The sequence below is a fragment of the Ectothiorhodospira haloalkaliphila ATCC 51935 genome, assembly GCF_000633935.1.
GTDB lineage: Bacteria > Pseudomonadota > Gammaproteobacteria > Ectothiorhodospirales > Ectothiorhodospiraceae > Ectothiorhodospira > Ectothiorhodospira haloalkaliphila.
In genome coordinates this window covers 432,928-455,640 of the sequence record NZ_KK214996.1, presented here as the reverse complement: position 1 = coordinate 455,640, position 22,713 = coordinate 432,928, and the positions used below count along the sequence as shown (strand labels likewise).

Sequence of the window (22,713 nt, the reverse complement as noted above, 5' to 3'; positions counted from 1 at the left end):
CGGGTATTCGGCCACAAGGGGTGAGGGCTATGACCACTGCACTGATCTGGTTCAGGCGGGATCTGCGCCTGGCGGATAACCCCGCGCTCATGGCGGCCCTGGACTCGGCCGAGCGTATCGTGCCCGTGTACATCCATGCCCCGGAGGAGGAAGGGGGCTGGGCGCCGGGTGGGGCGTCGCGCTGGTGGCTGCATCATGGCCTGGCTCGACTGGGCCAGGATCTGGCCGAACTCGGGGCACCACTGGTGATTCGCACCGGCCCCAGCCTGGAAACCCTCCAGGATCTGATCCGCGAGACCGGCGCGTCTCATGTGCACTGGAATCGGCTCTATGAGCCGGACATCATCCACCGGGACACCCGCATCAAGCAGGCCCTGCAGGCGCAGGGTGTGCGGGCGCGCAGTTTCAATGGGGCACTGCTCCTGGAGCCGTGGGCGGTGCAGAACCGCTCGGGCGACCCCTACCGGGTGTTCACTCCCTACTGGAAAGCCTGTCAGGCCCAGGGGGCCCTGGAAGTCAGTCTGCAGCCCCGGCCCGGGCGGCTGATGTCGGCGTCGGAAGACTGCCGCGGCGAGGCCCTGGAAAGCCTGGGGCTGTTGCCCACCATTTCGTGGGATGCGGGACTGGCCGAGGCCTGGACGCCGGGGGAGGAGGGGGCTCACACGGCCCTGGAGGGTTTCCTGGATCACGCCCTGGCCGATTATGGGGAAGACCGTAACCTGCCTGATCGGGTCGGTACGTCCCGCCTTTCACCGCATCTGCACTTTGGGGAGATCAGCCCCCGGCAGGTGGTTCACGCCTGTCAGCGGGCGGTGGCTCAGGGTCGGCACCGGGGAGCAGATGCCTCGGTGAAGGCCTTTCTCGGTGAGGTGGGCTGGCGCGAGTTCGGGCATCATCTGCTGTTTCACTTCCCCCACACGCCCTTGAATCCCCTGGACACCCGTTTCGAGGATTTCCCCTGGCCACCTCGGGATGACGACGCCCTGCAGGCCTGGCAACAGGGCCGTACCGGCCTGCCCATCGTGGATGCCGGGATGCGCGAGTTATGGACCACCGGCTGGATGCACAATCGGGTTCGCATGATCACCGCCTCGCTGCTCACCAAGAATCTGCTCATCCACTGGCGCGAAGGCGCCCGCTGGTTCTGGGACACCCTGGTGGACGCGGACCTGGCCAGCAACACCCTGGGCTGGCAATGGACGGCCGGCTGCGGGGCGGATGCTGCCCCCTATTTTCGCGTGTTCAACCCGGTGCTCCAGGGAGAGCGGTTTGACCCCAAAGGCGACTACGTGCGTCGCTGGGTGCCGGAACTCAAGAATCTGCCGGACAAGTACCTGCACAAGCCCTGGCAGGCCCCGGAATCCGTGTTGCGTGGCGCTGGCGTCCGACCTGGACGGGATTATCCGCGACCCATCGTGGATCTGGCGGTCAGTCGCCGCGAGGCCCTGGCGGCCTGGGAGACCCTGCGTCAATCCGCGTGAGCCGAGCGCAGATGGGCTTCCAGTTGACGCGTGGCCTGCCAGGGGTCGCGCTCCAGGGGAATCAGGCCGGCCCCCGTCAGGGCACGGCGGTGTTGATGGGCGCTGGGGCCGGCGGCCAGCACCGGGCTGTTGATCCGGCCCGACCAGGACGGCAGTCCCCGGGTGAGCAGGTCGCGGGACAGACGGTCCTCTCCTGCCAGGATCAGGCCCCGGGCCGGAACCTGATTCATGGTGGCCTCCAGGGTGTCCAGGGTGACGGGGCCGGCCAGCCACAGCACCCGCAGGCCCTGGGTGGCGGCCAGCAGGGCCAGCATGTCCAGGTCCAGGGCTTCGCCCTGCTCCGGGAAGGGCGCAAGGACCAGGACCGGCCCCTGGGCATGACTCAGTTCGTGACGAAATCGGGACGCCAGGGTGTAGCGGGCCCAGCCCTGGAAGAAGGCCCGGGCGGCGGCTGACAGAGGCGTATCCCCGGCCCGATCCCGCAGCGCCGTATGGGCGGGCCAGAGCAACTGGGGGATGACCTGTTGCACCGGGAAGATCGACATGGCGTCGGCGTAAACCCGCTCCAGGGCGTGGCTGTCGAATTGCAGGGCTGCAGCCGTCAGTCGTGCCTGATAGTCGGCCCAGGCAGAGGAGGGGCCATGGCCCGGGGTGCCTTGCGTGGGCGTTGATGGGTCGGGGGCATCCAGCAGCTTACCCACCTGGCCGATGGAAATGCCCTGATCCAGCAGTTCGAGCACCTGGCGGATGCGATCAATGTCGCCGGTGCTGTAGAGTCGATGTCCCTTGGGTGTGCGTTGCGGACGGATCAGCCCGTGACGCCGTTCCCAGGCACGCAGGGTGACCGGGTGCACTCCGGTCATGGAGGTGACCGTGCGGATGGGGAACAGCCCGTCAGTCTCGGGCGGCGAGACCTTGGCTGGGGGTGTCGGCGTCATGTCGTGATTGTACAACCGTTGTATAATTTTTGTGTAGCCTCGAGCGAGGCGGGAGGGTATCAGGTCATGGCAGAGCAGACGCAAATGAACGGTGCGGCCACGAACACTGCCGGGGTCGTGTGGCTGGTGGGGGCCAGTACCGGCATCGGCCGTGCCCTGGCCTTGCGCCTGGCCGCCGCTGGCTGGTGTGTGGCGGTCACCTCCCGTAGTCGGGACAAGCTGGAGGCGCTGGCCGCCGAGGCCTCCGGGCCCGGGCGCATCCAGGCCTTTCCCGGAGATGTCACCGACGATGCCGGGCTCAAGACCCTGGTGGAGGAGATCGAGGCCCATGCGGGGCCGGTGGATATGGCCATCCTCAATCAGGGGGACTACCAGCCCATGGGGCTGGAGGAGTTCGATCCCGCCCTGTTCAAACGCATCGCGGACATCAATTACCTGGGCGTGGTGAATGGGCTGGCTGCGATCATGCCGCCCATGATCCAGCGCGGCCGTGGCCAGATCCTGGTCACCGCCAGTCTGGCTGGATACCGGGGCCTGCCTCGGGCTGCCCCGTATTCCGCCTCCAAGGCGGCAGTGATCAATCTGGCCGAGTCCCTGCACCCGGAGCTGGCGCAAAAGGGGGTGAGCCTGAGGCTGATCAATCCCGGCTTCGTGAAAACGCCCATGACCGACAAGAACCAGTTCAAGATGCCGTTTCTCATCGAGACCGACGCAGCGGTGGATGCCATCATGAAGGGGCTGGACCGCAAGGGGTTCGAGATCAGCTTCCCCAGGCCCTTTGCCATCATCATGAAGACCCTGCGCCTGCTACCCTATGCTGTATTCCTGCGACTCACCGGGAGGATGGTGAAAACATGAAGGATGTCATGGAGGCCTCGGCACGCCGCTATGCCGGTTTCTTCACTCATCTCAAGGAAACGGATCTGGATCGGCTGGGCGAGGTCTTCACGCCCGACGCCCGTTTCAAGGATCCCTTCAACGACGTGAGCGGGCTGGACGGGATCGAGATGGTGTTCCGCCACATGTTCCGCAACTGTCCGGAGCCGCGCTTTTACATCCACGCCTGGGCGGTGAAAGACAACACCGCCTATTTTCACTGGCGTTTCACCGACCGGGAAGACAACGGCGTGAGCGGCATGCGTCTGGATGTGGATGGCATGAGTCGGGTGCTCTTCAATGATTCCGGTCTCGTCATCAGTCATGTGGATTACTGGGACGCGGCCGAATATCTTTATGAACAGATCCCTGTCCTGTCGGCAGCCATCCGGTTCGTGAAGCGCCGTATCACGGCCTGAACCGGCCCCGCCTCCGGCGGGGCCGGTGGCTGCATCCTGGAGCGTCAGGTCAAAACGTCAGGGCCTCGCGCACGATCTCATCGAGCAGATCTTCCACGGCCTGCAGGGCCTGGCGGGCGTCCGCGTCCCCCAGCAGCGCCGGTCGCCGATAACCCAGGTGGATCACGCCGGGTTCGTCCACGGTCTCATACACGGCCACCACGTAGGGACAGAAGACGATGTTGTGGGGGTCGGTCTCCATCATCTGCCGCGACAGCCCGGCACTGCAGAATTCCAGGGCCTGGGCGTGCTTGAACAGGGCTTCTCCCCCCACATCCGCCCCCGTACGCGCGAGCATGGCACCGATATGGGCCACATTGTTGATGACGATGCCTCGGTCGACGATGGCCATCTCCAGGGCCTCCCGATACCATTCGAAATCCCCTTCGATACTGTAGACGCGCATGTGCTCGGTGTCCCGATGCGGTTCCGCGGCGTGAATGGGGGCGGCGAGGATGAGGGCCATCAGGGTGGCCAGGACAATGAGGGGGCGTGGCATGGTGGTCGGCTCCTTGATCGGATCAGATCGGTTTGACTTGCAACTTCGGTCAGTTCATTCCTGCTCATAGTAATGACCGGCATGCAGGAAGCGGCGGCTCCAGTAGGGGTTATCCAGGCGCTCCGTGCTCACCGGGCGTCCGCTGGAGGGGGCGTGGACGAACTGACCGTCGCCGATGTAGATGCTCACATGGCTCGGGCCTGAGCCCTTGGTGCGGAAGAACAGCAGGTCACCGGGCTCCAGTGAGCGCGGCGATACCCTCTGGATCTGGCCACTTTGCTCGTGGGCGGTGCGGGGCACGGAAAGGCCGATGTGTCGATGGGTGTACCAGACCAGACCGCTGCAATCGAAGCCCTCGCGGGGGGATTGGCCACCATACTGGTAGGGGGTGCCCACCTGGTTGAGCGCGGCGAACACCACCCCTGCACGTTGTTCGGACAGCGACTCGGAGTGGCTGGGCGCCAGTGAAGCCTCCGGGCGCTCCGGCGTCGCGCCACAGGCCATCAGGGCCATGCCGAGTGTCAGGACGATCGCTCCCTGGAGGGAGCGGACCCTGCTGACGGAGATCCGGCCGCGCCCTGTGGCCCGCAGGGTCATCTGCCCGGACCGGCGGGCCCGCCCGCGTCGTTTGCGGTCGGTGCCAGGGCTTCCTGCACCTGCTGAAGCGGGAGCGGGGCGGTGGTGTCGATGGTGATCACCGGTTCGGCGGGCAGCAGCGGCTCATGGCTGTCCAGTTGATGGTTGACCACGCTCATGTCGGCATCGGAGGCATCATCTCCGGCGCGGGCGCGCTCGGCAATATGGGTCCGTAACTGTTCCGGGTCGGCCCGGTAGTCCAGTACCCGGAAGGGCATTCCACGGGTTCGGGCCAGCTCGGCAAAGCGTGCCCGCTGGGCCGTCTTGAGGAAGGTGGCATCCACGATCACCGGATAGCCGGCCTCCAGCACCTCCACGGCCAGCTCACTCAGTCGCCCATAGGTTCGTTCCGTCAGGTCCGGTGAATACAGGCCCTGGTTCGTCCCGTTGCTGCGCCGCTCGGTGGGACGGATGCCGGACATGCGCTTGCGTTCCACATCAGAGCGCACACGGATGGCATCAACCGCTTCCATCAGCGGCTGACTCATGGTGGTCTTGCCACTGCCGGAAAAGCCATGATTGATGAACAGGGCCTTGCCACGGGGTTTTGTGAAACCCTCTGCCAGGTCCAGGTAGGCGTGGCATTCCCCGGTAAGCCTCTCCCGATCGCCCTCAGGTAGTTCGTTCTGCCCCAGCCGGATCACTGCCACCTTGGCCCGCACCATGGCTCGGTAGGCCTGATAAAAATCCAGGAGGCGCATGCCCCGGTAGTCTCCCGTGTGTTCCAGCCAGATATTCAGAAAACGATTGGCATGGGCCGGGGCGCCTCGATCCTTGAGGTCCATGGTGAGGAAGGCCACTTCGCTGACGATGTCGATCCAGCGCATGAAGGGGTTGAACTCGATCCCGTCGAACAGCGTGGGCTCATCATCCACCATGGCCATGTTGCCCAGATGCATGTCCCCATGGCATTCGCGGATGAAGCCGCGCTGCTTGCGCTCCATCAGCAAAGGCCGGAGTTCCTCAAAGCGCGCCAGGGTCCAGGTTTCCACACGTTCCAGTTGCGCCAGCCGCTCGGTATCGTTGAGCAGCTTGCGGATCTGCTCGAAGTTCTGCTGCATGGGTTGGAGGACCTTCTCCGGTTCCCCGTAGTCGCTCTCCGGCGGGGCCACCGCGATCCGTTCATGGAAGGTGGCCACCCGACGGGCCATGTTTTCCATGAGCTCGATGGAAAGGTGGCCCTCGGACTGCAGATGGTCCAGCATCAGCGAGGTGTCGAAGCGTTTCATGCGCACGGCATACTCGAAGGGTGCATCCGGGCCATTGAATACCGGTGCCTCCGGGCTGCCGGAGAAGGCCACCAGGTCGTCGTAGATCCGGGGGGCGAGGCGTCGGTTCAGGCGCAGTTCCTCTTCACAATAGAACCGACGACGCTCCAGTTGCGTGAAGTTCAGAAAGCCCAGGTCCAGAGGTTTCTTGATCTTGTAGGCGAAATCGCCGGCCAGCAGCACCGTGGAGATGTGAGTCTCGATGCGTTCCACCTCATCCACGGGATGGGGATACGCATCGGGCTGCTCAAGGGTGCGGATCAGTCGCCGCTGTAGGGTCTGTTGATCGGTCATGATTGTGTGATGGGGCTTCGACCGCAAGGGGGCCTGAGTGGGTATAGTGTAGTGGAACCTCAAGAATCCTACCCGATCCCACGACCATGGCAAAACGAACCACCCGGCGCGCGGCGCCCAGGAAGGACAGCAAGGACAGCAGCAAGGAAGGCAAGTCCACTTCCCGGCGCCGATCGGGAAACCGGTCGTCCCGCAGCAAGCGCCGCAGTCGCCGCCGTTCCCGGCTGGGCATCGCGCTGGCGTTCACTGCCCTGCTGGGGCTGGGGACCCTGGTGGGGTTGGGGGGCTATACCCTGCATCTGGATCAACAGATTCGCTCCCAGTTCGAGGGCAAACGCTGGTCACTGCCGGCCCGGGTGTTCGCCCGTCCGCTGGAGATCTATGTGGGCCTGGATCTGGACCGCGAGACCCTGGAGCAGGAACTGCAGTTGTTGCATTACCATCCTGGGCAAGAGGGCGGCGGACGTTATGCCCGCCGGGGTGACAGCCTGGTCCTCAATACCCGTGGATTTCCCTTTGCCGATGGCTACGAGCCGGCGCGCAGCGTGCGCGTGTCCTTCAGTGATGGCCGCGTGAGCGGGCTTGAGGACCTGGAGCAAGGCAACTCGCTACCCCTGCTGCGCCTGGAACCGGCGCTGATCGCCAACATCTATCCCAGCCACGGCGAGGATCGCCTGCTGGTGCAACTGGACGACGTCCCCGAGGAACTGATTCGCACCCTGCTCACGGTGGAGGACCGCAAGTTCTACGAACACCGGGGCGTGGACCCGGCGGGCATCGCCCGGGCGGCCCTGGCCAACCTGCGGGCGGGGCGCACCGTACAGGGTGGCAGCACCCTGACCCAGCAGTTGGTGAAAAACTACTTCCTCACCCATGATCGCAGTTGGGGGCGCAAATTCAACGAGGCCATCATGGCCCTGTTGCTGGAGTGGCGCTACGACAAGGACGAGATCCTCGAGGCCTATCTCAATGAGGTCTTTCTGGGGCAGGACGGCATGCGGGCCATCCATGGGGTGGGCATGGCCAGTCAGTTCTATTTTCAGCGTCAGTTGAGTGAACTGAGCACCGCCGAGATGGCTCTGCTGGTGGGCATCATCCGTGGCCCAAGTTTCTATGACCCACGCCGCCGGCCCGAGCGGGCCATGGAACGCCGCAATCTGGTACTGGCCCTGCTGGAGTCGGAGGGCCACCTGGAGAGTGATCAGGCTCGCGCAGCGCGGGAGCGCCCGCTGAACGTCAGCGCCAATCCGCCGTCCGGAGTGACGCCGTTCCCGGCCTTCGTACAACTGCTCAGAGATCAGCTGCGTCGGGATTACCGGGACGCGGACCTTCAGGAAGAGGGCCTGCTGATCTTCACCACCCTGGACCCCATCAAGCAATTGGCCACGGAGCAGGCACTGGTGCGCCGTCTGGCGCGTCTGGAACAGGGCCGGGGGCTGCCCGAGGGAAGTCTGCAGGGCGCCGTGGTCTTGACTCGCCCCGACAACGGTGAGGTGCTGGCCGTGGTGGGGGATCGCCAGGTGCGCCAGGCTGGTTTCAACCGGGCGCTGCAGGCCCGCCGACCCGTGGGGTCGGTGATCAAGCCGATGGTTTACCTGGCGGCCTTGTCCCATCCGCATCGCTATTCACTGGCCACGCTCCTGGAGGACGAGGCCTTCACCGTGGAACTGGATAATGGCGACACCTGGACGCCGCGCAATGCCAGTCGCGAATTTTATGGACAGGTGACCGCTCAGGAATCCCTGGTGCGCTCCTACAACGTGGCCACCACCCGCCTGGGCATGGACCTGGGCGTGGGGCGGGTGGTGGAACAGATCCGGCGTCTGGGCATCAGGCAGGACCTGCCCGCCTATCCTTCGCTGTTGCTGGGCGCCGTGGACATGAGTCCGCTGGAGGTCACCGGCCTGTATCAGGGCCTGGCCTCCGGGGGGTACCACGTGCCCCTGCGTGCCATCCGCGAGGTCATGGACCGTGAAGGGCAATTGCTGCAGCGTTACTCCCTGTCGCTGCGCCAGGCGGCGGACGAGAAGGCCGTCTATCTGGTGACTGCGGCCCTGCACGAGGTCACCCGCAGCGGCACCGGCCGCAGGCTGAAATCCAGTCTGCCCGAGGGGCTGGCCGTGGCCGGCAAGACCGGCACCACCGGGGAGATGCGGGATGCCTGGTTCGCCGGCTACAGCGGCGACGCCCTGGCCGTGGTCTGGGTGGGCCGGGATGACAATCAGCCCATGGGGCTGACGGGTTCCAGCGGGGCGCTGCCGGTGTGGAGTGATGTGATGCAGGCCGTCTCCCGCCGCGGCCTGATGCCCTCGGTCCCGGAAGGGGTGGCCTGGCGTCTGATTGACGCAGAAACCGGCCTGCTGGCCGAGGAAGATTGCGAAACCGCCCAGTGGATGCCCTTCATCGACGGCTCTGCACCCATGCAGCGCTCGGAGTGCGGGGTGCAAACGCCACCGCAGGAGGCGTCTCAACCCCGGTGGTTGTTTGGAGGGGGACAGTGAGGTTTTGGGCTCACTGTTAAGGCGATGATGGAATCTGCATTGTCACGCAATGCAGACTCCCGAACTGGCGGATCAGCGCCCGGCAGTCGATGCCGATGATCTCCCGCTCCGGAAACACACCCGCCAGTGCCTCCAGTGCCACCTCATCGTTGGGGTCGTTGTAGGTGGGTACCAGCACGGCCCCGTTGATGATCAGGAAATTGGCATGCGTGGCGGGCAGGCGCTGCCCCTCCTGGTTGTGGATGGGGGCCGGCAGGGGCAGGGGGATCAGACGGTAAGGGTGCCCCTGGGGCGTGCGCAGGGCCGCCAACTCGCGGGTCATGGCCAGCAACGGGCCGTGATGCGGGTCCTCCGGGTCTTCGCACACCACATGGGCAATGGTATCCGGGCTGCACAGGCGGGCCAGGGTATCCACATGGCCGTCGGTGTCGTCCCCCTCCAGATGGCCATGTTCCAGCCACAGCACCCGTTGTGCACCCAGTTCACGTTCGAGCATCGCCTCCACAGCCGCGGCGTCCAGACCCGCATTGCGCGAGGGTGTCATCAGGCAGCAGCGGGTGGTCAGTATCGTCCCCAGGCCATCGGATTCGATGGACCCTCCCTCCAGGACAAAATCCACCGGTCGCAGTGCACGCTCGCCGAAGACCCCCTGATCATGCAGACGGGCGGTGATGCGATTGTCCGCGTCGGCGGGATACTTGCCCCCCCAGCCGTTGAAGGTGAAATCCAGCATGACCGGGGTGTCGTCTTCCAGGATGGTCAGTGGGCCATGGTCCCGGGCCCAGGTATCATTCCCTGGTGCCAGGGCCGTGGTCACCCGCCGCATGTCCACCTGGGACTGGGCCAACTCGCGACAGACGTGAATCTCGTGGTCCTCGTCCCGGCAGGCCACGATAAGGGATTCCCGGCGGGTCACCTCCCGGGCGATGCGTGCAAACACATCCTCTGCCTCGGGCAGAATGGGGGCCCAGTCGGAATCCTCATGGGGCCAGGTGAGCATCACGCCATCCTGCGGCGCCCACTCAGGGGGAAGGATTCGTCTCATGGGGGGACTCGAGCGGGAGGCTGTCAGTGTCGCGGCAGATCGACGCGGTCGGCATCCACCACGGTATGAATGACGTGATGGCCCTCGAACACCACCGAGAAGCCATCATAATCCCAGCGGGTGATGGGCGGCTGGCCCACCGTCGGGTGGCGGGTGAGGGGCTCGCCGAAGCGTTGCACCACCGTGCGCTGGTGCATGCCACGCACCGGCTGCTCGGGCTTTTCCAGCACCTGGGGTTGCCCGCTGGGCAGCATCAGGATATCCGCCGACGCCGCAGGAGCCAGGCACAAGGCAATCACCAGGCTTGCGCATGAGGCGGACAATCTGGACATCATGGACTCCAGCGAAAGAAACATGACCTCAATATATCACCGGCCCCCCGGGGAGAAAACATGATCCTGCCCGCCCCCCTCATTCCTGGCACCCTGCAAAGGCGCTACAAGCGCTTCCTGGCCGATGTCACCCTCGACGATGGCCAGGAAATCACCGCTCATTGTCCCAACACCGGCTCCATGATGGGCTGCATGGAACCCGGCGCCCGGGTCTGGCTCAGCCGCAGCGATGATCCCAAACGCAAGTACCCCCACACCTGGGAACTGGTCCAGGCACGGGAAGGCGTCCTGGTGGGCATCCACACCGGTCGCAGCAATGCCCTGGTGGAAGAGGCCATTCGCAGCGGCCACCTGCCCACACTGGCCAACCCCACCGAGCTGCGCCGGGAAGTGCGCTACGGCCGAAACCGCAGCCGCATCGATCTCTTGCTCACCCTGGACGACACACCCTGTTATGTGGAAGTGAAGAATGTGACTGCAGCCGTGGACAACGGAGTCGCCCTGTTTCCCGACGCCGTCTCCACCCGGGGCACCCGCCACCTGCAGGAGTTGATGGCCATGGTCGAGGACGGACACCGGGCTGCCCTGGTCTTCTGCGTGCAGCGTGAGGACGTCACCCGCGTGCGCCCCGCCGACGAGATCGACCCCGACTACGGCCACTGGCTGCGCCGCGCCGCCGAGTCCGGCGTGGAGATCCTGGCCCTGGGTGCCCGGGTGTCGACCCGGGATATCACACTGCATCGGACCCTGCCGGTGGATCTGGAATAATCGTCTGGCACTTAGGCAGCCCCTGAGGTGTCCGGGGGGCCGCGGGCGGGCGTTCACCGCATGGATGCGGTGGCCGAGCCTACAGGGACGTATTCACGGCGTCCCGCTGGCGGCCCCCCGGACACCTCAGGGGCGGTCGACGTCCCCGACCCGGAAGCGTCAACCCCGAACCCCCGTATCCATCCCACCCAACCTGTGATTTAATCCCGCCATGTTCCGACCCCTGGAAATCTTCATCGGCCTGCGCTACACCCGCGCCAAGCGCCGTAACCACTTCATTTCCTTCATCTCCCTGATCTCCATGCTGGGGATCGCCCTGGGCGTGACGGCACTGATCACCGTGCTCTCCGTGATGAACGGCTTCGAGAAGGAACTGCGCGAACGCATCCTGGGCATGGCCTCCCATGCCACCATCGCCGAATTCGGCGGCCAGTTGCGCAACTGGAAAGCCGTCATGGCCCAGGCAGAAGGGGCCGACCGGGTGGTGGGCGTGGCCCCCTACGTGGAAGGCGAAGGCATGTTCTCCAGTGGCCGCCAGGTCAGCGGCGCCATGGTGCGCGGTGTCATCCCCGACCTGGAGGCCCGCGTCTCCCGGGTGGGCGAACACATCATCTTCGGCAGCATGGACGACCTGCAGGCACGCGGCTTTGGCGTCGTCCTGGGCAAGGAACTGGCCCTGGCCCTGGGCGTGGGGATGGGCGATCGGGTCACCCTCATCACCCCCCAGGCCGCCGTCACCCCCGTGGGCGTGCTGCCCCGAATGCGGCGCCTGAACGTGGTGGGCATCTTCGAGGTGGGCATGTTCGAATACGACCGCAGCACCGCCTTCATCCATCTCGACGATGCCCGGCAGATCTATCAGACCGACGATGCCGTGTCGGGCCTGCGCCTCAAACTGGACGACATGATGCGCGCCCCCATCATCGCCCGCCAGGTGGCGGCGGAACTGGACGGTCGCTTCTGGGTGAACGACTGGACACGCCAGCACGCCAACTTCTTCCGTGCCGTGCAGACGGAAAAGACCGTCATGTTCATCATCCTCTCCCTGATCGTGGCCGTGGCCGCCTTCAATATCGTCTCCACCCTGGTGATGGTGGTCATCGACAAGCAGGCCGATATTGCCATCCTGCGCACCCTGGGCCTCTCGCCCCGCTCCGTGATGGCCGTGTTCATGGTGCAGGGCACCGTGATCGGCGTGGTGGGCACCCTTCTGGGTGTGGCCGGCGGCATCACCCTGGCCCTCAATGTGGAGACCATCGTGCCGGCCATCGAGTCCCTCCTGGGGCAGCAATTCCTTTCCCCGGACGTGTACTACATCTCCGACCTGCCCTCGGAACTCAATCTCCAGGATGTGGGCCGCATCGGCTCGCTGGCTTTCGCCCTGACCGTGCTGGCCACCCTGTACCCGGCGTGGCGTGCCTCCCGCACCCAGCCGGCAGAAGCCCTTCGCTACGAGTGACGAGAGATCGTATGGTGGATTTCGATTTTGATTCCGGCCCGGTGATACGTTGCCAGGGCCTGTCGCGCACCTTCGACGAGGGCGGCCTCACGGTAGAGGTCCTGCGCGGCGTGGATCTGGACGTGCAACCCGGCGAGAAGGTGGCCATCGTCGGCACCTCCGGCAGCGGCAAGAGCACCCTGCTGCACCTGATGGGCGGCCTGGACCTGCCCACGGCGGGCAGCGTGCAGGTCTGGGGGCAGGACATGGCCCGGCTCTCCGACGCCCGGCGAGGGCAGGTGCGCAATCAGCATCTGGGGTTCATCTATCAGTTCCACCATCTGCTGCCTGAATTCACGGCCCTGGAGAACGTGGCCATGCCTCTGCTGATCCGCGGCACCAACCCCGGTGCCGCGGCGGATCAGGCCAGATCCCTGCTGGAACGGGTGGGCCTGAGCAATCGCATGGCCCACAAGCCCGGTGAACTCTCCGGCGGGGAACGTCAGCGCGCTGCCATCGCACGGGCCCTGATCACCGACCCCAAGGCCGTGCTGGCCGACGAGCCCACCGGCAACCTGGATCGTGGCCGGGCCGAGGAGATCCTCCAGCTCATGCTACGACTCAACAAGCAATTGCGAACCGCCTTCGTCATCGTCACCCACGACCTGGAACTGGCCCAGCGCATGGACCGGATCATGGTGCTGGAGGGTGGCAATCTGCGGGTCTGGGAAGACAGCGCCGAGACCGCCTGAGCAAGGTTCAGCTATAGAAGCCCCTCTCCCCTGAGGGGAGAGGGGCTCGTAATGTATCTTTCATCACCTGGGGTGCCTCACCACCGTGATGCATGAGAGTTAGCGGGGGCGACGCAGGGTCGGCAGGCGGCGGCGCTTGTCCGCCAGGCGTCTGAGGATGTGCAGGCGCCATAGCAGCCGAATGCTCACATAGCCGGCCAGCCCCGCCACCGTGGACATCAGCAGACTGCCCAGCAGCAGGGGCTGCCAGATCATCAGCAATTCTCCGCTGAACCACGACAGGCTGAACTCGAAGGAAAACCCCCGTGGTGGCTCGCCCATCAGGTAGCGGCCGATGGTGTATGCGGTGAGAAAGATGGGTGCCATGGTGAGCGGGTTCGTGATCCACACCAGCAGCACCGCGATGGGCAGGTTCACGCGCACCATCACGGCCACCGCGGCGGCCACCAGCATCTGCATGGGGATGGGCCAGAAGGCCACGAACAGGCCCACCGCAAAGGCGCCAGCCACCGATCTGCGGTTCAGATGCCACAGGTTCGGGTCGTTGAGCACGGCGCCGAACAGCTTCAGGATCTCGAAATCCCGCACCGTGTGGTAACTTGGGAACAGGCTCTTGATGAGCTTTCTCGGCATGGAGTGCTTGAAGTCGTGAGTCGCGGCCCCCGGCCGGCGTTGCGGGGGTGCCTATTATGGATGCTTTTCCAGGGAGTGGAAGATGCAGGGCCGGGCTTTGGTCTTTCTTGCGGGCGTGATGCTGCTGCACAGCCTGGGTGAGTTGCCCGCCCCGGGCTGGGCCTGGCTGCTGCTGGCTTTGCCCATATTTTACCGATTTGCCCCCTCGACGCGATGGCCCCTGTGGGCCATGGCCGGATTTCTATGGGCCCTGATCCATGCCCACTGGGTGGTGGGACCGCCCCTGGATCCCTCACTATCCGGCCAGGATGTGCGCGTAGTGGGCATCGTCGACAGCCTGCCCGAACCCATGGAGCGCGGTGTCCGTTTCGGGTTTCGCATCGAGTCCGCCAGCGACGAAGCCCCCATCGCCGCATTGCCCGGGCGCGTTCGGGTGGCCTGGTATGGCCAGGCGCCCGATCTCGCCCCGGGGGAGCGCTGGGAACTCACCCTGCGCCTGCGTCAGCCCAATGGCCTGCGCAACCCGGGCGGATTCGATTATGAGGGCTGGCTCTTTCAGCAGGGCTTCCGGGCCACGGGCTATGTACGCGACGGGCACACGGCGCGGCGGCTGGGGACGGCGCATTCTCCGGCTCGACACGTGGATCGCCTGCGCGCCGCCGTAGCCGGCCGGATGGACGCGGCACTCGGCGAAGCCGGTTACGGCGGCATCCTCCGGGCCCTGGCCGTGGGGGACCGTTCCGCCATCTCCCAGGCGCAATGGGCCACCCTCATCGACACCGGCACCAACCACCTGATGGCCATCTCCGGCCTGCACGTGGGACTGGTGGCCGGCATGGGGTACGCCATCATGCTCTGGGGGTGGCGGCGTGTCCCGGCGCTGGCCCTGCGCCTGCCGGCCCAGCGGGCCGCCGTCATCGCCGCCCTGATCTGTGCCACCGGTTATGCCGCCCTGGCCGGGTTTGCCGTCCCCACGCAGCGGGCCCTGGTGATGCTGGCAGTGGCGCTGGGTGCTGTCTGGCTGGGCCGCACGGCGCGGCCCTCCCACACGCTGACCCTGGCCCTGATGGCGGTCCTGGTGCTGGACCCCCGTGCCGTGCTGGCCCCGGGATTCTGGCTGTCCTTCGCTGCGGTGGCGGTGATCCTTTACGCCGTGGCGGCCCGGGTGGGCCCCATGGGCAAGACCGATGCCCTGCTGCGGGTGCAGTGGGTGGCCGGGGTGGGCCTGCTGCCCCTCACCCTGGTCATGTTCCAGCATGGTTCGCTGATCTCACCCCTGGCCAATCTGTTCGCCGTGCCCTGGGTGAGTTTCGTGGTGGTGCCCCTGGTGCTGGTGGGCGTGGGTCTTTCGCCATGGGTTCCCTGGGCCGCGGAGGCCCTGTGGGGACTGGCCCATCTGGCGGTCTGGGCGCTTTGGCCGGTGCTGGAGCATCTGGCGGACTGGCCGGGCGCCCAGTGGCGAGCCGCACCGCCTGCCTGGACCCTGATACCCGCCTTGCTGGGCCTGGCCTGGTTCATGGCCCCGCGCGCCTGGCCTGCCCGGTGGCTCGGCCTGCTGCTGCTGTTGCCCATGCTCTGGCCGCCCCGGGCAGATCTGGAGCCGGGGGCCTTTCGGGTGGCGATGCTGGATGTGGGGCAGGGTCTGGCGGTGGTGGTCAAGACAGCCGGACACACCCTGGTGTACGACACCGGGCCGCGCTTCAGTCCCCGCTTTGATGCGGGCGAGGCGGCGGTGGTGCCCTACCTGCGACATCAGGGGCGCGACCGGGTCGACGCCCTCATGATCAGCCATGGGGACAATGATCACATTGGCGGCGCCGCCTCCGTGCTATCGCGGCTTTCGGTGAACGCGGTACTCAGCCGGGACCCTGGGCGCCTGGATCACCCCGATAGCATGGAATGCCTCGAGGGCCAGGAGTGGGCGTGGGATGGGGTGGTCTTTCGTGTCCTGCATCCGCCGCCCTTCTGGGGGGATGACAACGAATCCTCCTGTGTGCTCCGTATCCAGGGGTCGGGTGGCAGTGTGCTGCTCACCGGCGATGTGGAGGGCCTGGGGGAGGCCGTACTGGTTCACAGCCATGGTCCGGGTCTGGCCTCGGACGTACTGCTGGTGCCCCATCATGGCGCGGCCACCTCCCTGTCGGAGCCCTTTCTGGATCGGGTGTCGCCGCAGCTGGCACTGGTGAGCACGGGCTTCGAGAATCGCTTCGGACATCCCCATGAGCAGACCCTGGAGCGACTGGAGCGTCGTCGCATCCCGCTCATGGATACCGCGGGGGAGGGTGCCTTTCGGGTGGATGTGCATCCCGACGCCGGAGTGCGGGTCCACCCGGGTTATCGTCATGTGGGGCGACGCCACTGGCATCGCCCCTGACTTCCTTTGCCCGCGATCGCGGGAGTGCAGTATCATGCCCCACGCTTTATCAATCCCTTCCCAACCTAGGACGCCACTAAGTGTTTGAACTGGTCAAGGCCGGTGGCTGGCTCATGCTGCCCATCATCGCCTGTTCCGTGATCGCGCTGGCCATCGTCATCGAAAGGCTCTGGAGCCTGCGTCGCCGCCGGGTGCTGCCCCCGCAACTGGTGGTGCAGATCTGGCAGTGGATTCAGGCCGGTGAGCTGAACGACGCCCGACTGCGCGCGCTGCGCGAGGGGTCTCCGCTGGGCCGGGTCCTGGCCGCCGGGCTGGTCAACCGGCGCAGTTCCCGGGAGGTGATGAAGGAGTCCATCGAGGAGACCGGTCGTCGGGTGGCCCATGAACTGGAACGTTTCCTCAACACCCTGGGTACCATTGCCGCCATCACGCCCCTGCTGGGGCTGCTGGGCACCGTGGTGGGCATGATTCAGGTGTTTTCGGTGATTACCGCCGTGGGCGTGGGCAGCCCGGGTGAACTGGCCGGAGGAATCTCCCAGGCGCTGATCACCACCGCCACCGGCATCTCCGTGGCCGTGCCGGCCCTGATCTTCCACCGCTACTTCCGGGGGCGGGTGGACGAGCTGGTGCTGGACATGGAACAGGAGGCCATCAAGCTGGTGGAAGTGGTCAAGGGTGAACGGGCGCCCACACCCGGGGTGCGGGGCAGTTGAATTTCCGGCGCCGCCAGACCGAGGAGGTGGGGGTCAACCTCACGCCACTGATCGACGTGGTGTTCCTGCTGCTGATCTTCTTCATGGTGTCCACCACCTTCGATCGGCACTCCGTGCTGCAGTTGGAACTGCCCCGGGCCGATGCCACGGAGGAGCAGGCGCTGCCCCGCACCGTGGAACTGGTCATCAATGCCGAGGGGCGCTTCTTTCTGGATGGTGCCGAACTGGTGAATACCCGGCCGGAGACCCTGCGCGCGGCCCTGGGCGAGGTCATCGGCGATGACCAGGAGACCCCACTGGTGATCCGCGCCGATGCCCGCACACCCCATCAGTCGGTGGTCACGGCCATGAACGTGGCCCAGCGTCTGGGCCTGTCCCGCCTGTCCATCGCCACCCTGGGTGGTGAGTCGGAATGAAAAAGCCTCTCCCACCCTCGCAAGCCGCCTATGAGACCTCCGGCTTCCAGGTGTACAAGCGCCTGCTCAGCCATTCCCTGAAATACTGGCGCTACCTGTCCATTGCCGTGCTGGCCATGATCGTCACGGCGGCCACCGAAACGGGTTTTGCTGCATTGATGCGGCCGCTGATGGATGGCAGTTTCGTGGAGCAGGACGAAACCCTGATCCGCTGGATCCCCGTGATCATCCTGGTGATCTTCTTCATTCGCGGGATCGGCGAGTTCCTCTCCAAGTACACCATGAAGTGGGTGGGCCGGCAGGTCATCAAGGAACTGCGCAGCCAGATGTTCCGGCATCTGCTGCAGATGCCCGTGGCCTATTACGACCGCAATACCACCGGACAACTCATCTCCCGCCTCACCTACAACGTGGAACAGGTGGCCAAGGCATCCACCGACAGCATCACCATCCTGATCCGCGATTCGTTCACTGTGCTGGGGTTGCTGGGCTGGATGCTGTATCTCAACTGGAAACTGACCCTCACGGTGCTGATCGTTGCGCCGGCCATCGCTTTCGCCATTGACCGGGTCACCCGGCGGTTCCGCAAGCTGAGCCGCCGCATCCAGGGCTCCATGGGGGATGTCACCCATGTGGCGGGGGAAGTCATGGATGGCTCCCGTGAGGTGAAGATCTTCGGTGGCGAGGCCTACGAGCAGGAGCGTTTTGACGAGATCAACGAGAAGAACCGGCGCCTGCACATGAAAAAGGTGGCCCTGCAGGCCAGCAACATGCCCATCATCCAGTTCTTCGTGGCCATCGCCCTGGCCCTGATCGTCTGGCTGGCCACCCATGAGACCATGATGCAGGACGTGACCGTGGGGACCTTCGTCTCCTTCATCACCGCCATGCTGCTGCTGATGCAGCCCATACAGCGCCTGGTGACGGTGAACGCCACCCTCCAGCAGGGCATCGCCGCCGGCCAGAACATCTTCGGCCTGCTGGATGAACCCCTGGAGGCGGATAACGGAACGCGCACGCTGGAACGGGCCCGGGGCGACATCGAGATCCGTGACCTGTCCTTCAGCTATGACGAGACCAAGGGCAATGTCCTTGAGGACATCAATCTGCAGGTGCGGCCCGGCGAGACGGTGGCCCTGGTGGGTCGCTCCGGTAGCGGCAAGACCACTCTGGTGAACCTGCTGCCCCGGTTCTACGAGCCCCAGCAGGGGGCCATCCTGCTGGACGGCCTGGACATCCGTGAACTGCGGCTGGCGGATCTGCGCAACCAGATTGCCCACGTGGGTCAGCAGGTGACCCTGTTCAACGACAGCATCGCCCACAATATTGCCTATGGCAGCGCGGTGGACCCCTCGGACGAGGAGAAGATCATCGCTGCGGCCGAAGCGGCCCATGCCATGGAATTCATCCAGCGACTGCCCCAGGGGATCCACACCCAGGTGGGCGACAACGGCGTGCTGCTCTCCGGCGGCCAACGCCAGCGCATCGCCATCGCTCGTGCCCTGCTCAAGGATGCCCCGATCCTGATTCTGGACGAGGCCACCTCCGCCCTGGATACGGAGTCCGAGCGCCACATTCAATCGGCCCTGGAAAACCTGGTGCGCAACCGCACCACCCTGGTCATCGCCCATCGCCTGTCCACCATCGAGAACGCCGACCGCATCGTGGTGATGCAGTCGGGTCGCATCCAGGAAGTGGGCAGCCATGAGGAATTGATCCGCCGGGAAGGTGTGTATGCCCGCCTGCACCAGCTTCAGTTCCATGAAGCCGATGCCCCGTGATCCCTACGGCGCAGCCCTTTGGCCGGTGCTGCAGGCCAATCTCCGGGATCACCTTCAGGGACGGTCCGGGCAGGCTTATGGTCGCATGGGTCGGCTGCGCGCCCCGGAGGCCAAGGGGCCGCTGATCTGGCTCAAGACGGGCGACACCCGGGCCTCGGTGCGCCTGGGGGCTGAACTCATGGGGGCCATCCGGCGCAAACGCCTGGATGCCCGGCTGGTGCTCACCTTCGAGCGAGAGTACCGGGACGAGGTGCGCAGGCGCCTGCGTGGCATGAACCGCTTCGGCCTGGGCTTCGGGCCCTGTGACCGCCCGCGGGCAGTGTCCCGCGTGCTGGACAGACTCAAGCCCCTGGGGCTGATCCTGGTGGATACCCCACCGCGCCGGCAACTGGTGGAGCGGGCGGTGGAGCAGGGGGTTCACGTGCTGGCCTTCAACACCGGGCCCACCCCTGTGCCCGTGGAGGCCGCCTATCCCCGGGACGAGATCGCCGCCGCCCAGTGGCGCGACGCGGGACGGGCCGGGAACCTGGCGGAGCCGGCGGATCCGGCCAGCCTGCTGGCAGAGTCCCAGAATCAGGCCACCCTGCTGTCCATGGTGCCCGACGGGACGCCCATCTTCTGGTGGCATGGTCCAGCCCGGGCGTGGCCGGCCATGCGCGATGCCTGGCAGGCTTCGCCGCTGAGTGACTCGGCCCTGCTGTGCGTTTCCGTGGAACCTTCGGACGCCTTGCCAGAAGGAGAGAGGCTGGCCCTGAGTCAGTGGACGCGCACCTCGTTGGCTGCGGGCACCCTGCTATGGGTGGATGATTCGGCCTGGTGGCCGGCAGTGGCCAGCGCCGCCCTGGGTGTGCATCTGTGTGGTGCGGATCGGGACCTGTTGTGGCAGGTCCTGGCCGGTTCCGTTTCGTTAAGTAGCGATGATTCCCTGAGGGCGGCGTTTCCCTGGTTGCATCCCATGGCCCCCGAGTTGTCCAGGCCCGCGCAGGTGATCGACCATTGGCGGGCCGAGGCTGCCGACCCCATCGGTAGCCGCCAACGGGCAGACACGGGCCGGCGGCGCTTCTGGGAGGAGCGTCGGCGGGTTCAGGGTGTGATGGATGCCTTCTTGCAGCGGGTATTCGACTGGTGAAAAGGCTTGAGGATTATTGGGCGGACCGCAACCCGGTGGCGCTCACCCTGTATCCGCTGTCGCTGCTTTACTGCGGTCTGGCACTGCTTAATCGCCTGCGTCTGGAGTGGCGGGCACGCATGCGGCCCCGATTGCCCGTGCGGGCTGTGGTGGTGGTGGGCAATGTCACCGTGGGAGGCACTGGCAAGACGCCCATGGTGGTCTGGCTTTGCAACTGGCTGCGCGAACATGGCTATCGGCCCGGGGTGGTCAGTCGGGGGTATGGCGGGCGCTCACGTACCTGGCCACGGGAGGTCACGCCCCGCAGTGATCCGGCCCAGGTGGGGGATGAGCCGGTATTGATTGCCACCCGTGGTGGATGTCCGGTCTGCGTGGGGCCGGATCGCAACCGGGCCGCTCACCTGTTGCTGGCCCAGCATGACTGCGATGTGATCGTCACTGACGACGGTTTGCAGCATTATGCCTTGCGTCGGGACCTGGAGATCGTCATGGTGGATGGTGAGCGGCGTTTTGGTAATGGCTTTTGCCTGCCCGCCGGGCCGCTGCGTGAACCTCTGGAGCGCGTACGCGAGGCGGATTACGTGGTGGTCACGGGTGGAGAGGCCCAATCCGGGGAATACGCCATGCGGCTGGTGTCCCAGGTGGCGATGAGCGTGCGGGACCCGGGCCGCACTCGCCCTTTGAGTGATTTTGTCGGCCAGCGTGTGCACGCCATGGCCGGTATCGGACATCCGCCCCGGTTCTTCGCCATGTTGCGCGAGCGGGGGCTGGAGGTGGTGGAACATGCCTTTCCCGATCATCATGTGTACGGCAACTGCGATATCCGTTTCGGGGACGGCAGTCCGGTGCTGATGACCGAGAAAGATGCCGTAAAATGTCGGGGTATCGCAGGCCCCGAGCACTGGTTCGTGCCTGTGAGTGCCGTGCCTGATCAGGCACTGGCTTTGGCCATTCTTCGCTCGGTCCAGGCCGTGGACCGTATTCACAGTATGAGGTAAAGGACATGGACAAACGTTTGCTCGATATTCTGGTATGCCCTGTCACCAAGGGTCCGCTCATCTTCGACAAGGATAAGGGTGAGTTGATCTCCCGGGCGGCTCGTCTGGCCTATCCCATCCGGGAGGGCATCCCGGTGATGCTGGAGGAGGAGGCCCGCACCCTCAGCGAGGAAGAGGTGGAGAAGTGGAAGGACAAGAAGTGAAGTCGGGCCCGAGGAAAGGGGAGTTGGCCTGATGGGCTTCAAGGTGGTCATACCGGCTCGCTACGCGTCCACCCGGCTGCCGGGCAAGCCCCTGGTGGTTCTGGGCGACAAGTCCATGGTGCAGCATGTGTACGAGCGCGCCCTGGCCAGTGGCGCCGATGAGGTGGTGGTGGCCACGGACGATACCCGCATTGAGGAGGCGGTCAAGGCCTTCGGCGCCAGGGTGTGCATGACATCGGTGCACCATGCCTCGGGCAGTGACCGCATTGCCGAGGTGGCGGCCCGCATGGAGTGGGGCGATGAGGACATCCTGGTGAACCTGCAGGGAGATGAGCCACTCACCCCATCGGCGATTGTGCGGCAAGTGGCGGATAATCTGGCCGATCACCCGGAGGCGGTGATCGCCACCCTGTGCACGCCGATCACGCGAGCGGCGCAGTTGTATGATCCACATACGGTAAAGGTGGTGCGCGATGCCCGGGATTTTGCCCTGTATTTCAGTCGCGCCCCCATTCCCTGGGAGCGTGATGCCCTGGATATGGAGGTCTCACCGGCCTTGCAGGTGTGTCAGCGGCACATCGGTCTGTATGCCTACCGGGTGGGTTACCTGAAGCGCTTCACCCGCATGGAGAGCTGCGCCCTGGAGCGCATCGAGTGCCTGGAACAACTGCGGGCCATGTACCACGGTGCCCGCATTCATGTGGATGTGGCCCTGCAGGCTCCGGGCGCTGGTGTGGATACCCAGGAGGATGTGGAGCGGGTGGAGATGATGCTGGCCCACGCCCAGCCCCGTTGACAGTGGGTGCCCCCTGTGGGAGCGGGCCTCGGCCGATCGTCCACACGCTGAACGAGGAGTGGTTGGAACGAGGAGTGGTTGGCGGAGCCCCCCGTGGGAGCGGCCCTCGGCCGCGAAGGGCGGAGCCCCCGCTGCCCATGCAGGATCATGGGTCGGAGTGGACCTCGGGGTGCCCGGATTCCTTACAGCGGGACGCCGTGAATACATCCATGTAGGCTCTGCAGCCGCTTCCTGCGGCTGAAGCCCGCTTACAGCAATCCGGGCACCCCGAGGTCCGGATGCTGCGGAGTTCTTTTCGAAAAGCCTCTCGTGAAAGCATCCAGGTCAAGCCGTGGACACTCCCTTCTCCCCCCCTCGGGGGAGAAGGGTCGGGGATGAGGGGGG

22 protein-coding genes are annotated in these 22,713 nt (G+C 65.5%); 15 read left to right on the top strand and 7 right to left on the bottom strand.

Annotated features, from left to right (window positions below; all coding sequences use genetic code 11):
• Window positions 1-29: 29 nt before the first annotated feature.
• Window positions 30-1,481 (top strand): cryptochrome/photolyase family protein, encoded by a 1,452-nt coding sequence (locus ECTHA_RS0103885; protein ID WP_025281278.1) that lies wholly within the window; start codon window positions 30-32, stop codon window positions 1,479-1,481.
• On the opposite strand, the gene ECTHA_RS17040 is transcribed toward ECTHA_RS0103885, so the two are convergent.
• Window positions 1,469-2,419, bottom strand: a complete 951-nt coding sequence (locus ECTHA_RS17040; protein ID WP_025281279.1) for a MerR family transcriptional regulator — start codon at window positions 2,417-2,419, stop codon at window positions 1,469-1,471. The two genes, ECTHA_RS0103885 and ECTHA_RS17040, sit on opposite strands and share 13 nt — an antisense overlap.
• A gap of 66 nt (window positions 2,420-2,485) precedes the next feature.
• Here ECTHA_RS17040 and ECTHA_RS0103875 point away from each other — a divergent pair, with 66 nt between their 5' ends.
• Window positions 2,486-3,277, top strand: a complete 792-nt coding sequence (locus ECTHA_RS0103875; protein ID WP_238625035.1) for an SDR family NAD(P)-dependent oxidoreductase — start codon at window positions 2,486-2,488, stop codon at window positions 3,275-3,277.
• Window positions 3,274-3,714, top strand: coding sequence for a nuclear transport factor 2 family protein (locus ECTHA_RS0103870; protein ID WP_026623518.1), 441 nt, complete (start codon window positions 3,274-3,276; stop codon window positions 3,712-3,714). Before ECTHA_RS0103875 ends, ECTHA_RS0103870 begins: the two co-directional genes overlap by 4 nt.
• A 49-nt stretch (window positions 3,715-3,763) precedes the next feature.
• On the opposite strand, the gene ECTHA_RS0103865 is transcribed toward ECTHA_RS0103870, so the two are convergent.
• From ECTHA_RS0103865 to ECTHA_RS0103855, 3 genes are all read right to left on the bottom strand, one after another.
• The gene (locus ECTHA_RS0103865) at window positions 3,764-4,252 is read right to left on the bottom strand and encodes a DUF302 domain-containing protein (protein WP_025281282.1); all 489 of its coding nucleotides are present in this window, start codon (window positions 4,250-4,252) and stop codon (window positions 3,764-3,766) included.
• 54 nt (window positions 4,253-4,306) lie between these two features.
• Entirely contained in the window at window positions 4,307-4,765 is a 459-nt protein-coding gene (locus ECTHA_RS0103860) for a C40 family peptidase (RefSeq protein WP_051582565.1), read from the bottom strand.
• Window positions 4,766-4,845: 80 nt separating this feature from the next.
• Window positions 4,846-6,450, bottom strand: a complete 1,605-nt coding sequence (locus ECTHA_RS0103855) for a bifunctional aminoglycoside phosphotransferase/ATP-binding protein (RefSeq protein ID WP_025281284.1) — start codon at window positions 6,448-6,450, stop codon at window positions 4,846-4,848.
• An 86-nt stretch (window positions 6,451-6,536) separates the two neighbouring features.
• Here ECTHA_RS0103855 and mrcB point away from each other — a divergent pair, with 86 nt between their 5' ends.
• Window positions 6,537-8,951: a penicillin-binding protein 1B gene (gene mrcB, locus ECTHA_RS0103850; RefSeq protein WP_084306696.1), complete on the top strand. Its 2,415-nt coding sequence runs from the start codon at window positions 6,537-6,539 to the stop codon at window positions 8,949-8,951.
• A gap of 16 nt (window positions 8,952-8,967) precedes the next feature.
• On the opposite strand, the gene ECTHA_RS0103845 is transcribed toward mrcB, so the two are convergent.
• Both ECTHA_RS0103845 and ECTHA_RS0103840 read right to left on the bottom strand, forming a co-directional pair.
• On the bottom strand, window positions 8,968-9,996 hold the full coding sequence (locus tag ECTHA_RS0103845; RefSeq protein WP_025281286.1) for an agmatine deiminase family protein: 1,029 nt from the start codon (window positions 9,994-9,996) through the stop codon (window positions 8,968-8,970).
• A gap of 23 nt (window positions 9,997-10,019) precedes the next feature.
• On the bottom strand, window positions 10,020-10,328 hold the full coding sequence (locus tag ECTHA_RS0103840) for a hypothetical protein (RefSeq protein ID WP_084306754.1): 309 nt from the start codon (window positions 10,326-10,328) through the stop codon (window positions 10,020-10,022).
• Between the two features lie 60 nt (window positions 10,329-10,388).
• On the opposite strand from ECTHA_RS0103840, the gene sfsA reads away from it, so the two are divergent.
• The 3 genes from sfsA (at window position 10,389) to lolD (ending at window position 13,286) form a co-directional block, all read left to right on the top strand.
• Window positions 10,389-11,096, top strand: a complete 708-nt coding sequence (gene sfsA / locus ECTHA_RS0103835; RefSeq protein WP_025281288.1) for a DNA/RNA nuclease SfsA — start codon at window positions 10,389-10,391, stop codon at window positions 11,094-11,096.
• Between the two features lie 211 nt (window positions 11,097-11,307).
• A complete protein-coding gene (locus tag ECTHA_RS0103830) occupies window positions 11,308-12,555 on the top strand; it encodes a lipoprotein-releasing ABC transporter permease subunit (RefSeq protein WP_026623517.1) in 1,248 nt (415 codons plus the stop codon).
• Window positions 12,556-12,566: 11 nt separating this feature from the next.
• Window positions 12,567-13,286 (top strand): lipoprotein-releasing ABC transporter ATP-binding protein LolD, encoded by a 720-nt coding sequence (gene lolD, locus ECTHA_RS0103825; protein ID WP_025281289.1) that lies wholly within the window; start codon window positions 12,567-12,569, stop codon window positions 13,284-13,286.
• A gap of 99 nt (window positions 13,287-13,385) precedes the next feature.
• Here the strand turns inward: lolD and ECTHA_RS0103820 are convergent, their stop codons facing one another.
• The gene (locus ECTHA_RS0103820; protein WP_025281290.1) at window positions 13,386-13,919 is read right to left on the bottom strand and encodes a DUF2062 domain-containing protein; all 534 of its coding nucleotides are present in this window, start codon (window positions 13,917-13,919) and stop codon (window positions 13,386-13,388) included.
• An 82-nt stretch (window positions 13,920-14,001) separates the two neighbouring features.
• On the opposite strand from ECTHA_RS0103820, the gene ECTHA_RS0103815 reads away from it, so the two are divergent.
• The 8 genes from ECTHA_RS0103815 to kdsB all read left to right on the top strand — a co-directional run bounded on the left by ECTHA_RS0103815 (window position 14,002) and on the right by kdsB (window position 22,329).
• Window positions 14,002-16,293 carry a DNA internalization-related competence protein ComEC/Rec2 gene (locus ECTHA_RS0103815; RefSeq protein ID WP_025281291.1) on the top strand — a complete coding sequence of 764 codons (2,292 nt, stop codon included), beginning with the start codon at window positions 14,002-14,004 and terminating at the stop codon, window positions 16,291-16,293.
• 80 nt (window positions 16,294-16,373) lie between these two features.
• Window positions 16,374-17,006, top strand: coding sequence for a MotA/TolQ/ExbB proton channel family protein (locus tag ECTHA_RS0103810; RefSeq protein WP_025281292.1), 633 nt, complete (start codon window positions 16,374-16,376; stop codon window positions 17,004-17,006).
• A complete protein-coding gene (locus ECTHA_RS0103805; RefSeq protein WP_025281293.1) occupies window positions 17,003-17,422 on the top strand; it encodes an ExbD/TolR family protein in 420 nt (139 codons plus the stop codon). Before ECTHA_RS0103810 ends, ECTHA_RS0103805 begins: the two co-directional genes overlap by 4 nt.
• Window positions 17,419-19,203, top strand: a complete 1,785-nt coding sequence (gene msbA, locus ECTHA_RS0103800; protein ID WP_025281294.1) for a lipid A export permease/ATP-binding protein MsbA — start codon at window positions 17,419-17,421, stop codon at window positions 19,201-19,203. The genes ECTHA_RS0103805 and msbA overlap by 4 nt, the downstream gene beginning before the upstream one ends.
• Window positions 19,157-20,332 (top strand): hypothetical protein, encoded by a 1,176-nt coding sequence (locus ECTHA_RS0103795; protein ID WP_051582564.1) that lies wholly within the window; start codon window positions 19,157-19,159, stop codon window positions 20,330-20,332. Before msbA ends, ECTHA_RS0103795 begins: the two co-directional genes overlap by 47 nt.
• Complete coding sequence (lpxK, locus tag ECTHA_RS0103790; RefSeq protein WP_025281296.1) at window positions 20,329-21,330, top strand: tetraacyldisaccharide 4'-kinase; 1,002 nt, start codon at window positions 20,329-20,331, stop codon at window positions 21,328-21,330. The genes ECTHA_RS0103795 and lpxK overlap by 4 nt, the downstream gene beginning before the upstream one ends.
• 5 nt (window positions 21,331-21,335) lie before the next feature.
• Entirely contained in the window at window positions 21,336-21,533 is a 198-nt protein-coding gene (locus ECTHA_RS0103785) for a Trm112 family protein (RefSeq protein ID WP_025281297.1), read from the top strand.
• 31 nt (window positions 21,534-21,564) lie between these two features.
• Entirely contained in the window at window positions 21,565-22,329 is a 765-nt protein-coding gene (gene kdsB / locus ECTHA_RS0103780) for a 3-deoxy-manno-octulosonate cytidylyltransferase (protein ID WP_025281298.1), read from the top strand.
• The last annotated feature ends 384 nt before the right edge of the window (window positions 22,330-22,713 follow it).